The 14,568-nt window shown below is 59.7% G+C and carries 8 protein-coding genes; 1 reads left to right on the top strand and 7 read right to left on the bottom strand.

What is annotated here, in order from left to right:
• Positions 1 to 10: 10 nt before the first annotated feature.
• A complete protein-coding gene (locus tag ICA15_RS20255) occupies positions 11 to 1,537 on the bottom strand; it encodes a CoA-acylating methylmalonate-semialdehyde dehydrogenase (protein ID WP_210554463.1) in 1,527 nt (508 codons plus the stop codon).
• Positions 1,538 to 1,686: 149 nt separating this feature from the next.
• On the opposite strand from ICA15_RS20255, the gene ICA15_RS20250 reads away from it, so the two are divergent.
• The gene (locus ICA15_RS20250) at positions 1,687 to 2,634 is read left to right on the top strand and encodes a LysR family transcriptional regulator (protein ID WP_210554596.1); all 948 of its coding nucleotides are present in this window, start codon (positions 1,687 to 1,689) and stop codon (positions 2,632 to 2,634) included.
• On the opposite strand, the gene ICA15_RS20245 is transcribed toward ICA15_RS20250, so the two are convergent.
• From ICA15_RS20245 to recC, 6 genes are all read right to left on the bottom strand, one after another.
• Entirely contained in the window at positions 2,631 to 3,089 is a 459-nt protein-coding gene (locus ICA15_RS20245) for an OmpA family protein (protein ID WP_215731463.1), read from the bottom strand. The two genes, ICA15_RS20250 and ICA15_RS20245, sit on opposite strands and share 4 nt — an antisense overlap.
• A 41-nt stretch (positions 3,090 to 3,130) precedes the next feature.
• Positions 3,131 to 4,399 carry a diguanylate cyclase domain-containing protein gene (locus ICA15_RS20240; RefSeq protein WP_210554461.1) on the bottom strand — a complete coding sequence of 423 codons (1,269 nt, stop codon included), beginning with the start codon at positions 4,397 to 4,399 and terminating at the stop codon, positions 3,131 to 3,133.
• Positions 4,396 to 4,971, bottom strand: coding sequence for a YfiR family protein (locus ICA15_RS20235; protein WP_210554460.1), 576 nt, complete (start codon positions 4,969 to 4,971; stop codon positions 4,396 to 4,398). The genes ICA15_RS20240 and ICA15_RS20235 overlap by 4 nt, the downstream gene beginning before the upstream one ends.
• Positions 4,972 to 5,090: 119 nt before the next feature.
• Entirely contained in the window at positions 5,091 to 7,199 is a 2,109-nt protein-coding gene (gene recD / locus ICA15_RS20230) for an exodeoxyribonuclease V subunit alpha (RefSeq protein ID WP_210554459.1), read from the bottom strand.
• Positions 7,196 to 10,885, bottom strand: a complete 3,690-nt coding sequence (gene recB / locus ICA15_RS20225; protein ID WP_210554458.1) for an exodeoxyribonuclease V subunit beta — start codon at positions 10,883 to 10,885, stop codon at positions 7,196 to 7,198. Before recB ends, recD begins: the two co-directional genes overlap by 4 nt.
• Entirely contained in the window at positions 10,882 to 14,334 is a 3,453-nt protein-coding gene (recC, locus tag ICA15_RS20220) for an exodeoxyribonuclease V subunit gamma (protein ID WP_210554457.1), read from the bottom strand. The genes recB and recC overlap by 4 nt, the downstream gene beginning before the upstream one ends.
• Positions 14,335 to 14,568: the final 234 nt, after the last annotated feature.

Below are 14,568 nucleotides of genomic sequence, written 5' to 3'. Positions count from 1 at the left end.
GGCACGTTCCTCAGCGCAGGTTGATGGTAGTGTTCACGCCGTCGTTGACGCTGTCGTCATCGAACCAGCGCGCCGTGACCGTTTTGGTCTGCGTGTAGAACTGCACCACTTGCTTGCCGTAAGGGCCGAGGTCGCCGAGTTTCGAACCGCGTGAACCGGTAAAGCTGAAGAACGGCACCGGCACTGGAATCGGGATGTTGATGCCGACCTGGCCAACATCGATTTCCGTCTGGAATTTACGCGCCGCCGCACCGCTCTGGGTGAACAGACCTGTGCCGTTACCGAACGGGTTGGCGTTGACCAGCGCAATCGCCTGATCAAGCGTATCGACTTCCAGCACCACCAGCACCGGGCCGAAGATTTCTTGGGTGTAGATCTGCATGTCGGTGGTCACGCCCGAGAACAGGGTCGGGCCGACGAAGTTGCCTTGCTCGTAACCCGGCACGCTGATGTCGCGACCGTCCAGTTCAAGCTTGGCGCCTTCCTTGATGCCGCTTTCGATCAGCTCGAGAATCCGCGCCTTGGCCTTTTTCGAGATCACCGGGCCGACATCAGTGCCCGGCTCGTTACCGGCGTTGACGGTGAGTTTCTGCGCCAGCGCTTTCAGGTCAGGCAGCCATTGTTTCGCCGCGCCCACCAGCACCACCACCGAAGTGGCCATGCAACGTTGCCCGGCCGCACCAAAACCGGCGCCAACCAAGGCGTTCAGCGCTTGCTCGCGATTGGCGTCCGCCAGCACCACGGCGTGGTTCTTCGCCCCCATCATCGACTGCACGCGTTTGCCGTGCTTGCCGGCCAGGTCATAGACGTGAGTACCGACAGCGGTCGAACCGACGAAGGACACGGCTTTGATGTCCTTGTGGGTGCACAGGCCATCAACCACGTCTTTGCCACCGTGAACCACATTGAGCACGCCGGCTGGCACACCGGCCTCAACCGCCAGCTCCACCAGCAACATGGTCGACATCGGATCCTGTTCCGAAGGCTTCAATACGAAAGTGTTGCCGCAAGCGATGGCCATCGGGAACATCCACAGCGGAATCATCGCCGGGAAGTTGAACGGCGTGATGCCGGCGCAAACGCCGATCGGCTGACGCAGGGTGTAAGTATCGACGCCACCCGCGACGTTCTCGGCGAACTCGCCCATTTGCAGGCTGCCGATGGAGCAGGCGTGCTCGACCACTTCCAGGCCACGGAAAATATCGCCCTCGGCGTCGGCAATGGTTTTGCCCTGCTCGGCGCTCAGCACCACGGCGATACGCTTGGAGTGCTCGCGGATCAGCGCTTGTAGCTTGAGCATGATGCGCATCCGCGCGCCGATCGGGGTCAGTTTCCAGGTCTGGAAGGCACGCTGGGCGGCGCTGACGGCGGCATCGACTTCAGCGGCAGTCGCGAACGGGACTTTGGCCAGCACTTGCTGGGTCGCCGGGTTGACGATGTCGTGCCACTCGGTGGTCTGCGACTCGACCCACTCGCCGTCGATCAGCAGCTTGACCTTCTGCAGCGTGGTTTCGTTGGGCGTAAGCGATGCGTTCATGCTGGTCTCCGAAACTTGTTTTTATCGTAGGAGCCAAGGCGAAAGGTTCGCCTTGAGATGAGGCGTGTGTCACGAGTTGGTTGTCGGACTGTTTTTGGAGTATAGATGTGCAAACTTCTAATAAGAACGCACATAAAAGCCCGTCCATCATGCAAAAAAACATCACCTCTCTAGGTTCGCTGAACTGGGACGACCTCAAGTTTTTCCTCGAAGTTGCCCGCACCCGCAAGGCCAGCACCGCGGCCAAACGGCTGGCGGTCGACTACACCACCGTGTCGCGGCGGATCAGTTCGCTGGAATCGGCGTTAGGCACGTTGCTGTTCGAGAAATCGCGGACCAGCGGCTTCGTGCTAACCACCGAAGGCCAGCGTTTGCTGGGTTACGCCGAGTCGATTGAAAGCACACTGCACATGGCCTGCGAGCAGGTTTCAGGCTCTGGCGTGGCGCTGTCCGGGCATGTGCGCATGGGCTGCACTGAAGGTTTCGGCAGTTTTTTCATCACGCCGCAACTGAGCCATTTCGTCGACGCCTACCCGGCAATCTCGGTGGACATCCTGCCGCTGCCGCACTTCATCAGCCTGTCCAAGCGTGAGGCCGACATCGTCATCGCGCTGGAACGCCCGGAACACGGACCGTACGTCTGCTGCAAACTCTGCGACTACCGCTTGCAGCTCTATGCGACCCAGGATTATCTCGACAAACACCCACCGATCCGCCGCCCGGCAGACTTGAGCAAGCATCAATTCATCAGTTATGTGGATGACCTGGCGTTCAGCTCGGAGCTGCTTTACCTGGCGAATGCACTACCAGGTGCCAGCGCGAACTTGCGCAGCACCAGCGTGATCGCGCAATTCGTCGCGGCGCAGCAAGGTCGCTCACTGGCGATCCTGCCGTGCTTCCTCGCCGCACAGGACCCGCGCCTGTTGCCGGTGCTGCCGGAAGAAATCGACATCACCCGGCAGTTCTGGATGTACTGCCGGGAGGATCTGCGCAAGCTCAAGCGGATCACGTTGTTGTGGGATTACATCCGTGAGGTGACGGAGCGTAATCAGGGTCTGCTGATGGGTGAGACTCGTGAAATGCAGTTCGCCGATTAATCGGCGCTGACCACAATCGAAACCCGGCGGTTCTCCGTGCGGCCCGCGGCGGTGTCGTTGGATGCCACCGGCTCGCTGCTGCCCAGCCCGCGCAGTTGTATGTTTTCTTGCTTCATGCCAACCGTGCCCAATACGTTGGCGACGCTCTTGGCCCGGCGCAATGACAGTTGCTGGTTGTAGGTTTCCTTGCCCGACGCATCGGTGTGGCCGTCGACCCGTACCCGCTCAATGCCCACGCCCAACAGGGCTTTGCCGATGCGCGAGACGATCTCGGTGCTCTGCGTATTGAGGCTCTCGACATCGCTGCCGAACAGCACTTTGCCGGACAGGCCAAACTCCCAGCCATCGTCAGTCAGCTCGAAGCCTTGTTGCTTGAGCACGGCAACCTGCGCCGGAGACAGGCCTTTTTGCGGGGTGGTCTGGCAACCGCTCAGCGCCAATACGGCCATCAACATCAGCGTGGAAAACAGTCGAACTGAAAAAGTGAACACGGAAATTAGCTCCTGGTTTGAACGGGATTGACCGGGTACTCCGACCCCGCCGTGGATTGAGCGCCACGCGACAGGCGCTTGGCTTGATACATCGCCGTGTCGGCGGCGTTGAGCAGCGCACCGGGGGTGGCGCCATGATCGGGGTAAACCGCGATGCCGATACTGAGCGACGTCACGACACTGCCATCACCCGGCAGGGCGATCGGCATGTCCATGCTCGCGAGAATCTTGTCAGCGATGCGTTCGGCGTCTTCGACCTTGTGCAGAGGCGCGAGCAGTACGGCGAATTCGTCCCCGCCCAAGCGCGCGACCAAATCCCCTTCACGCAACTGCGCGCGCACCCGATCGGCAACCGCCACCAACACCGCGTCACCGGCCGCATGACCAAAGTTATCGTTGATGCCTTTGAAACGGTCGCTGTCCAAAAACAGTACAGCCACGCGTTCCTTGAGTTTGCCGGCATTGCGCAGGGCCCGAATCAAGCGACCCTCGAAATAGGCGCGGTTCGGCAGCCCGGTAAGACTGTCGTGACTGGCCTGGTGGGCCAGGGTCTCGTTTTCGTTTTGCAGATGGGTTTGCCACGACTCCAGCTCGTCGAGCAAAGCGTTGAAGTCGTTGCCGAGGTTGTCGAGTTCGGCGATCTGCGCTGGCGGCACACGCCGATCCAGCGCTCGTTCGCTACGGGCGGCGTGGGCCACGGTCGCGAGGCTGCGCAACGGGCCGATGATCTCGCGCAATTGTCGGCGTGCCAGATAGATCGCCACCCAGGCGCTGATGGCGGTACAGAGAAGGATCCCCGCCAGACCGCTGAGCAGAAAACGCATCAGACTGCCGCCGTGACCGGTGAGCAGAACACGTCCGATCTCGCGATTCTGATGGATGATCGGCAAGTCGATCGGCTTTTCCAGAATCGCCCGGGCGAGTTGCATTTCCAACTCAGAGATCAGACCGGTTTCCGGTCGCTGCCATCGCGCGAGCAGTTTCCCTCGAGCATCCAGCACCTGAGCGTCTGCCACTTCTTCGGCCGATGCGATCATTGCCAGCGACTCAGTGGCGGCAGCCTTGTCGTTGAACACGACCGCCGCTTCCACGGTGTAGCTGATCGACCGGGCGATCAAATGCAGGTTGTGATCGGCATAAACCCGCAACGCCAGAACGCCCAGCAGGGTCAGCGAGACACTGGCCATCGCCACTGCGACCAGTGCGACCGTCAAGTGCCCACGGCCGAGAACCGAGCCTAGCGTTGGGCGCGTATTGGATCTGAACAGTCTCATTGTGCCGCCGATTTGCGGCGTGACAACTGCAGCACGCTTGGATGAATGCGTACGCCGCTGCGGGCAACAGAGTCGAGATTGACTTCGAAGGACACCTGCTCATCGCCGACGCGCAGACAGAACAGGCTGCCGACTGTGCACTGATCGTCGGACTCGCTGATGCTCAGCACCGGGTGCCCTGTCAGCGAAGCGAATAGCCGAGTGCGTTCATCTGCGGTGAGTTTGCCGATATACACCGCATCGCATTCGGTGACGATGGCCGGGTTGTCGGCCAGCAGACGATGCACGACAACTGGCCTGCCGGTGGCCTGAGTAGTGCCTTTGACCAGATCATCGGTGTATTCAGTGGGGCCGACGATGCACAGGCGCAGTTGCGCAGGCTCTACCGGCCAGCGTGCGTAACTGAGAATACCCAGCACAACTTGCGTGACCGCCTGCGCCCGCTGTTCGGCCATGCCCGGCGGCGTTTGCGGTTGCGCGACGGCAGCGCCCGCCAGCAAACAGAGCAGACCGACAAGCACTGCGTGCTTGCAGCGAAACACGCGCTCTGTCGCCCAGACAGCCACCTTCATGCAGGGATTCTCTTGGATCGTAACGGGATGATGCCGCAACGATAGCACAGCGCAGAATCACCAGCGAGGCACGGACTCCTGACCGGATGGTCAGTACTCAGCCTCATCCACCGAAACCTTCATCCTCGGGGCTCGGCGCTCTCCTCCAGTTCCAGCATCAACCCGCTCAAGCGTTTTACCTTGCGCTGCACGGCCTCTTCAAAAACTCCGGCACGCGGTTCGATCAAGGTGAACCAATGCTTGGCGCGGGTGATGCCGGTATAGATCAGCTCCTTGGTCAGCACGGGGTTCAAGGCGTCCGGCAGGATCAATGCGGTATGGGCGAACTCCGACCCCTGAGATTTGTGTACGGTCATCGCGTAGACGGTTTCGACATCATTCAAACGACTCGGCAACACAAAGCGCACGCCACCCTGGCCATCGTTGCGCGGAAAAGCCACACGCAGCACCGGTTTGCCGGCGTCAGGCCCCTCGCGCTCGGGCAGTTTGAGGGCAATGCCGATATCCCCGTTCATGAGGCCCAGACCGTAGTCATTGCGAGTCATCAGCACTGGCCGACCTTCGTACCATTGCTGGTCGTTGTCGATCAGGCGCGCCTTGAGCAATGCAGCTGTGATGCGCTGGTTCAAACCTTCCACACCCCATGGCCCCTTGCGCACCGCACACAGCAGCTGGAAGGTGTCGAATGCCTGCAAGACCTCCCGGGCCCAGTTGACCCAGTCCGGGTGTTCGAGCGGCCTGCCGAGCGGTGGACGCTGATCACGCAGCACGCTCAGATAATGCCGATAGCCTTGCGGTCCATCGCCATGGCCCTCAAGCAAGAGTCGCTCGAGCTGGTGATCGTGCTCGCCCTTGAGCGGCAACGAATACACATCGTCATAGTGCCCCGCTACCAGCAACTGACGCGCCTCATCCGGCAACTGCTGATTGACCCGGCGTGCGAGCTGGCCGATACCGCTCCCTTCGCCGAAGCGCCGCGAATGACGCAACATCACCACTTGTTGCGCCAATGGATGGGAGCCGTCGAGATCCTGATGCAAGCCGCTGGCCTGCAACGATTCTCCGCTGACCGACTCCAGCCATTGCCGAGTCTGCGGGCTATACCAACCGCTTTCGGCATCTCGGCACAAATCCCCCAACACGGCGCCGGCCTCTACTGACGCCAACTGATCCTTGTCACCCAGCAGCACCAGACGTGCATGGGCCGGCAGGGCGTCGAGCAGGTTGGCCATCATTTCCAGGTCGATCATCGACGCTTCGTCGACCACCAGCACATCCAGCGGTAAACGGTTGCCGGCATGGTGGCGGAAGTGTCGCGTACCGGGACGACTGCCCAGCAAGCGGTGCACAGTGGTCACGTCGCAGGGGATTTTTGCGCGTACGTCTTCGTCGACTTTCAGCGATTGCACTTGTTGGCTGATGGATTCGGTCAATCGCGCAGCCGCTTTGCCTGTCGGTGCAGCCAAGCGTATTCGCAGCGGATGACCAGCCTCCACCGCTGGCGCTTGCAGCAACGCGAGCAAGCGCACCACTGTGGTGGTTTTGCCGGTGCCCGGGCCACCGGTGACGATACTGAATGCACCGCGGGTAGCGAGGGCACAGGCGAGTTTCTGCCAGTCGATCACCTCATCGGTTTTAGCCACCCCGAACAGTTCATCGAGCCGTTGCGGCAGGTCATCCGGCGTCGCCTCGCCTTGGGCGAGACGCTGGCGCAACGCCGTATCGATGCGGCGTTCGTAAGCCCAGTAGCGCCGCAGGTATAAACGTTTTCCGGACAACACCAGTGGGCGATTCTGCGCGGCTTCGCTGGTATCGGCTGCCAGTGCGACCAGTCCACTGCCCGCCAACGCCTTGCACCAATGTGCGCCATCGAGCGCTTCAAGCAATTGTGAGGGCAGCAACAACACGCCCCCTTGCACGTCGCCTTCGGGTGGCAGCGACAAGGCAAAATCGGGGGCTTTAAGGGTTTCGAACAAATCCAGACAAACATGACCGTGGCCGAGTTGGTGACTGGTCAACGCCGCAGCGAGCAGTACCAACGGATCGGTATCGGGTTCAAGCTCGTGAAGAAATGCAACGAATGCCTTGTCCAGCGCACGCAGCCAGCCACGCTCGACCCAGCGGGTGAGCAACAGCAACAAGTCATCGGCGCTTGTCAGGGGCGAGAGTCTCGACAGGCTGTCGGCTGCCAGCGGTGTCGGCAACAGATCGGCAAACGTGCGGCTCATAGCAGGACTCCCTGTTCCCATGCGGGTTCGGCCTTGGGTTCGGGTTTGCCCTGGAACATCCGGTCGAGACGCTCGATCAACTCACGAGGCGGTCGGGCAAAGTACACACCACGGCTGTCTGAGCGAGTGCCACGCAAGAACAGGTACAACGCTCCGCCAACATGCCGGTCGTAATCGTAGTCGGGCAAACGTGCCTTGAGCTGACGATGCAACGCCAACAGATACAACACGTATTGCAGGTCGTAGCGGTTGTCCAGAATCGATTGTTCCATGGCCTGCTCGGTATAGGCCAGATCGTCCACACCCAGCCAGTTGGACTTGTAGTCGGCCACGTAATAGCGCCCATCGTGTTCAAAAGTCAGATCGATGAAGCCTTTGAACATGCCGTTGAGTTGCACCGGCTCTGCACCAACCCGGGCCACACCGTTGTGGGTGAATTGGCGTACCAGTTCGTCGAGTTTCAGCACGTCGACTTTATGGCTGGCGAACCAGAACTCCATCTCGACACGGTACTGAGTCAGTTGTTCGAGAATCACCGGTGGCTGCCCGCCAGCGATTGGCAGTGGCGACTTGAGCAGGTGTTGCAACCAGTCACTGAGGGTGGTGATCCAGCCTTCCCAGCCACGCAGGTTGCAGCGCCGGCCAATTGCATCCTCCAGCGCCTCGCGGGAAACGGCGAAACCGTCATCACCCGCCCACTCCAGCAAACCGTGAAGAAACGTTCCCGGATTGGGGCCACGGGGGAAGCGATGGATATCGGCGCCGCCGGTTGTAATCTCTCGCGGTGCATCCGGGTCGAGGCGTTCGTCATCGAATAGCTTTTGTGCTTGCGGGCTGTCGGGTGCTTCATCACTGCCGACACTCAGTACATCACTGATGCGCAGCGCGCTATAGGACGCGATCCACCAGTTTTCACTGGCCTTGCGCTTGGGCAGCAACGTGGCACTGAGCACGGCTTCATTGCGCGGAGGCTGGTAATGCTCGTCGGTAGGTTGCGGCATTTCGCCGATGTCGATAGCCGGGCAGTCTTGTTGCAGGTCTTGCAACCAACGGTTGAGCCCACTGGATTCACCCAGAGAGGCACCGCCACCCAGCAGATAGCCCAGCGCAGAAAGGTGCAGCACCGAGCTGTTGTTATTGCCGCGTTTGAGATCCGTCACGCCCAACCAGCAGGCATGTTGCGCGCGAGTCAGGGCGACATAGAGCAGACGCAGATCCTCGGCGAGACGCTCTTCATCCGCTTGCGCAATCAACTCGACGGTCGGCTTGAGACTCACCTGAGCCTTGCCCGTAGCGTCGTGGTAATGCAGCGGCAGTCGACTGCCGTCCACGGGTTTCGCCGAGCAGATGAATGGCAGGAACACCAGTGGATACTCAAGGCCTTTGGACTTGTGGATCGTCACGACCTTGACCAGTTGCTCGTCACTTTCCAGGCGCAGGATCTGCTCCTCACCGGCGTGCCCCGACAATGCCAGAAGCTCGGCCAGATGGCGGATCAGTGCTTGCTCACCGTCCAGCTCTGCGGCGGCCTGCTGCATCAGTTCGGACAGGTGAAGAAGGTTGGTCAGCACCCGCTCGCCATCGCTGCGAGTCATCAAAGTCTGTGGCAAATGGAAGTCGTGAAGCAAGCGACGCAGCATCGGCAGCACGCCTTGCTTGCGCCAGAGTTCGCGATAGCCACGAAACTGCATGACTCGAGCTTCCCAAACCAGTTCGTCCTGATTCAGCCGCTCCAGTTCAACCAGTGGCAAGTTCAGGGTGATACAGGCCAGCGCGGCTTTGAGCGAACGTTCGACATCCGGCTCGGCGCAGGCTTTGAGCCAGGACAGCAGGTCGTGGGCCTCTTGGGCTGCGAACACCGAATCCTTGTCCGACAGATAAACGCTGCGCACACCGCGGGCGGCAAGCTCGCCGCGAACAGCTTGAGCCTCTTTACCGTCACGGACGAGGATCGCGATATCCGAAGGCCGCAGCCCTCTGAAATCTTCACCGTCCTGAACAAACCCCGCGCTGCCGTTTTGCCCGCCATTAAGCAATGCCGTTATTTCGCTGGCGCAGGCAGCCGCCAACTGTTGCCTGTAAACCGCTCCCGACAGCGGTTGATCTGTGGACAAGTGCCAGACATTCAATGCGCCAATGTCTTGTCCGGCAATCTGCAGTTTCTCTTTACGACCTTGAGATTCCACCGGTTGAAACGGCACCGGGTTCTCGCCGTTTTTCTCCCGGAACAAAAACGCGCCGCGTCCCAGCTCTCGGGACTCGGCGCGTTCGAATACATGGTTGACCGCTTTGACCATGCCGTGACTGGAGCGGAAATTGGTGCCCAGCGTATGCAGTCGGCCGGTGGTGGCCTGACGGGCACGTAAATAGGTGTAGATGTCCGCACCGCGGAAAGCGTAAATCGCCTGCTTGGGATCGCCGATCAGAAACAAACCGGTATCAGGGTGGTTGTCTTCGATCCGATAGATGCTTTCAAAGATGCGGTACTGCACCGGGTCGGTGTCCTGGAACTCGTCAATCAGCGCGACCGGGAATTGCTCGCGGATCAACGTTGCCAGACGCTCGCCACCGTCGGATTGCAGCGCGGCATCCAGGCGTAGCAGCATGTCGTCGAAACCCATTTCGGCACGACGGCGCTTCTCTTCTTCGAAGCGCGCGCCGACCCATTTGGCGGCGTGCTGCAGGACAGCGGCATCAGGCGTTGGCAAAGAATCAAGACTCGACTTGAGCCCCGGCATGGCATCGAGCCCCGGATGATCCGGGGCCTGCCCCTTCCAGGCTTCGGCCATGCCGTCGGGGGTCAGTCGGGTGAAGCCGGTACCGATGTCGAGTTGTTCTAAAGACTCGTCTTCGGCCCAAGCCTTGAGCTTCTCGAACCAAGGCTCGAAGTAACGCGCCTGCATCTTGCGACCATCGACAGTCTTGCTGGCAACGCCTTGATGACAGATGGCGAGCAACTCGTCCGCCCATTGACGCCAAGGCATCTTCAACTCGATCAATGCCGAGCGGCGCTCCTGCAAACACTCCTCGATCAGCTCAGCGGGTGCCTTGCCTTCATCGCTGTCGCGCTCGGTGGCGAACAGTCCGCGCACTCGGGGTAGCAACGCTGCAGGTCCACCCCAGTTGCTACGAACCCAATTCAGCGCATCACCCTGCATCGGGTAACAGAACAGCCGCCAGTAATCGCGCAGCACTTCACCCAGCAAATCGCTGTGATCGGTTTCCAGGGATTGAGTAAACAGGCTGCCGCTATCGAACGCATGCTCGCGCAGCATGCGCTGACACCAGCTGTGGATGGTCGAGACGGCGGCTTCATCCATCCATTGCGCGGCAATATCGAGGCGGTTGGCGCAACCGGGCCACTGCTGAGGATCGAATTGATTGCGCAGATCAGCGATCAATCCATCAGGTGCTGGAGTCTCGTCGCGGAAAAACCTCGCCGCCTCCGCCAGTCGCGTACGAATTCGCTCGCGCAGCTCTTTGGTCGCGGCGTCGGTGAACGTCACCACGAGGATCTGCGGAGGCAACAATTCGCGGGAAAACCCGCTCGATTCGCCGCCGTGCCCGAGGATGAGCCGCAGATAGAGCGCAGAAATGGTGAAGGTTTTGCCGGTACCGGCACTCGCTTCGATCAACTGGCTGCCACGCAGAGGGAACGCCAGGGCCAGCGGTGTCTTCGTGCTCATGAGCGTGGACCTTCGCTGGACAATGACCGCCAAGGGGCTTCATGCAGGGGGCGGTACAGGGTGTCGCACCAACCGGAGAACGTCTCATCCGTGAGTAATGCGTCGAAGTCGGCAAATTGTCGAGACAATGCCGGGCTTTCACGGCGTTCGCCCTCGCTGGTCTGCCCGTCACCTTCGTAGGCTTTACGGGCAGCAGCGTCGGCTTTGACTGGATCGGTCTGCGACAGCCAGGCAAATGCGGTCTTTACCGCAATCGGCAATGGTTGGCGCATGCCGGCCTGCCAGGCGAGGAGTAAATCGCCAAGGAAGCTAAACGCGCGGGCTTGTTCCATCGGCTCCAGCAGCAATGTGTCGTCACTGGCGACCAATGCCGTGGTCAGTGAAAGTCCGCTGGCGCAGGCGGCAAGATGATTGACCCACGGTTTGGTCAACCGATGCCACTTACGACTTTTGATCGAGCCGATGCTGTTGGGAATGGTCGTGACGGCTAACAGGCCACCATCAGCGCGCTGATGCAGGCCTGCGAGCCAGCCTTCAAGCCGCAACCCCTGAAAATCGAGATTAACCGGGATCGCGCTAGTCACCGGTGTCGGCCACAACGTCAGTAGCTGTTGATAACGTTGCAGCAGGTCAGGGAGCGGTTCGATTAGCTCCCTCTGCAAGCATTCGCCAAAACCGGCCATGGGCAGCAATCCGCTGTTTTGCAGCCTTCGGGCCTGAGCCTCGAGTGCCTGATCGATATTGTCCGGTTGCATGAGAGCGGCTTCGAGCAGGCTGTCGCTGAGCGTATAGCGCTGCAATGCGTCCAGCACAAAAGGTTCTTCATCAGCGAGCGGAGCTTCGGCGGCTTCGAAATACACCTTGAGTCGTTGGGTAAAAAAATGTCGTGTCGGGTTACGCAGGAAATCCTGTAGCAGGGCCAGGCTCAGAGGTTCTTCCTGAATGTAGGGCGTGAGCAATTCTGCGTGGGCCTGGGGCGCATGCTGTTGATGCAACACCTGCCACTCACTGGCATAGCTGAACAATTGATCGCCTTCATGGAAATAGCGCGCACTAAACGGCTGCAGCGGATGCTCTTCGGTCATGGCGCCTAACAGATCCTGGCTTTCGTCGATCAATCGCCAGCCGCTGGCGAGGTGATCACGCAACTGGCCAATCAGCACCGACGCCGGTCGCTCGCTGTTGTCGCGAATGCTGCGGCCGACCCAACTGATATAGAGCTGATCACGTGCCGACAGGAGCGCCTCGAGCAACAGATAGCGGTCATCTTCACGCCGCGAGCGGTCTCCAGGACGGTAGTCGCTGCCCATCAGATCGAAGTCCAGCGGGGGCTGCGCGCGAGGGTAATCGCCGTCGTTCATCCCCAACAAACAGACCAGCTTGAAGGGTATGGCGCGCATCGGCATCAACGTACAAAAGTTCACCGCACCGGCCAGGAAACGCTGAGACAAACGCCCCTGATCCAGTCCGGCGAGCCAGGCTTCACGGACGACCGTCAGCGGCAGTTCATCTATCAGACCTACCGTCTCACAGGTCTCCAGCCAGGTTTCGCGAAGCTCTTCCAGTTGGGTTAGCAAGTAGTCGTCATGTTCATTACTGGCTTTGAAGAACAGCTGCATCAGCGCTTGTAGTCGCTGTCCCCACTCTTTGGGCTGAGCCGGTTGTGTGAGCTGCTGATGGGCGAGCTCCAGAGCATCGAGCAATGCCACCAATGGCCCGATCAATGCGGCATCCAGGCCGCCGATTTCATCATAAGGTTCGATCCCTGAGCAGGCGTTGGCGCTACCGACGGCGTAACCCAAGAGCATTCGGCGCAGGCCAAAATGCCAGCTGTTCTGCTCAAGCTCGTCCGGCAGCCCGAGCCCGGCACGCTGCTCGGCGTTCATACCCCAACGGACGCCCGCCCCTTCGATCCAGCGATGCAGTGTTGGCAAGTCCCGCTCTTCTACGCCGAACCGGGCACGTAATGCCGGAACGTCGAGCAGGTCGAGGATTTCGCTGACGGGGAAACGACTGTCCGGCAGCTTGAGCAGGTGCTCGACCGCGATCAGTAATGGGTCGCGGCCACGCTGCCCCTGATCCGCCAATGTGAAGGGAATGAAGCGTGGGTCATACCGGTCGAGTTGACCAAACACCGCGCGTATATGCGGTGCATAACTGTCGACATCCGGCACCATTACGATCACATCGCGAGGGCGCAGATCGGGATTGGCACTGAAGCGCGCCAGTAGCTGGTCATGCAGGATTTCCACTTCGCGCTGAGCGCTGTGGGCAATATGAAAACGGATCGAATCGTCTTCATTGAGATCAACGGCAGGCCAGTGCTCGCGGGTCTCGTTGAGTGGACGCAGCTCCAGGATATCGTCCTGAAGTTGATTGAGCAGATTGTGTGGCTCAGATTCGCTGAACAGGTCAATGCGGCCATCTCGAAATGCGGCGCGGTAGCTGTTCGGATCGTCGTAACTGTCGAGCAGGTTGATGTAGTCGCGACCTTGCTTACCCCATGCTGCCAATAATGGATGGGCATGTTGGTGCAGTGTTTCGGGATCCAGCACGATGGGCATTCCGCTCTTGCGGGACTGTCGCTTGTACTGGTGACGCAGCAAATCCTTGTCGGCGACGATATCGGCCCAGTGGTGACGGCAAGGGTTATGTACACATAACAGAACCTGACTGAAACGCGCGAGTCCGGCCAGCGCTTCAAGGACTTGGGCCGGTAACGACGAAATCCCGAAAACAATCACTCGCGATGGCAGTCCAGCAGGAGCCTTCGCGAGGTTGTTGATACGCTCAATGAATCGTTGGTGAACGCCGGCGCGACTCTGCGCCATGCCTTGTTCACCTACGTCATTGAGTAGTGCACGCCACAATTCGGCTTGCCAGCAACTGGTCTCGGGCAGAGGTTTTACTTCGCCTCTGACGTTACGCAATTGATGCCGCCCTTCGGCCCAATCCTCAAGCCAGTCAGCCCGATACACCTGGTATTGGTCGAAAAGATCCGCTAGACGCTCAGACAATTGATAACGCTTGCGCAAATCAGTGTCGTGGGTGAGGAAGCGTTGCAACGGCTCGAAATGCGCGCGGTCGATGACCTGGGGTAGCAAACGCATGAGGCGCCAGGTCAGTGGCGCTTTATCGAGCAGGGATTTGGCCGGAATTTCTTCACGCCCCAAAACCATGCGATAGAGCTGCCACATGAAGCTACCGGGCAGTTGCACATCAATCGCCGCAGCAATGCCGCAGCCACCGAGGTCGCCTTCTTCTGGGTCTTCAGCCAAGGCCAGCTTTAGCCATTGGGCGATACCGTTACTCTGCACCAACGCAATTTCGTTCTCCAAGGGAGCCAGCGGATAGCGCCGCATGATGCTGACCACCAAGCTGCGCAGTTCGTCCAGGCTATTGCTCTGAACCACCATGAATGCAGCGTTGAGGGACTGGGCGTCCGGCATAAAGACTTCCTTGGAAAAGTACGAAAACCAGGTCAGAACCTTAGCATTGTCGGCAGGCTATGACAGCCGGACGACGTCCGTGAATGCTGTAAGAACTTTCCTGCGGACAAAACAAAACCCCAACTGCTTTCGCAATTGGGGTTTCGGAATTTAATCTTGACGATGACCTACTCTCACATGGGGAAACCCCACACTACCATCGGCGATGCATCGTTTCACTGCTGAGTTCGGGAT

The organism is Pseudomonas sp. P116, from assembly GCF_020149425.1.
Classification (GTDB): Bacteria; Pseudomonadota; Gammaproteobacteria; order Pseudomonadales; family Pseudomonadaceae; genus Aquipseudomonas; species Aquipseudomonas anatoliensis.
This window is presented reverse-complemented; position numbering and strand designations above follow the sequence as displayed.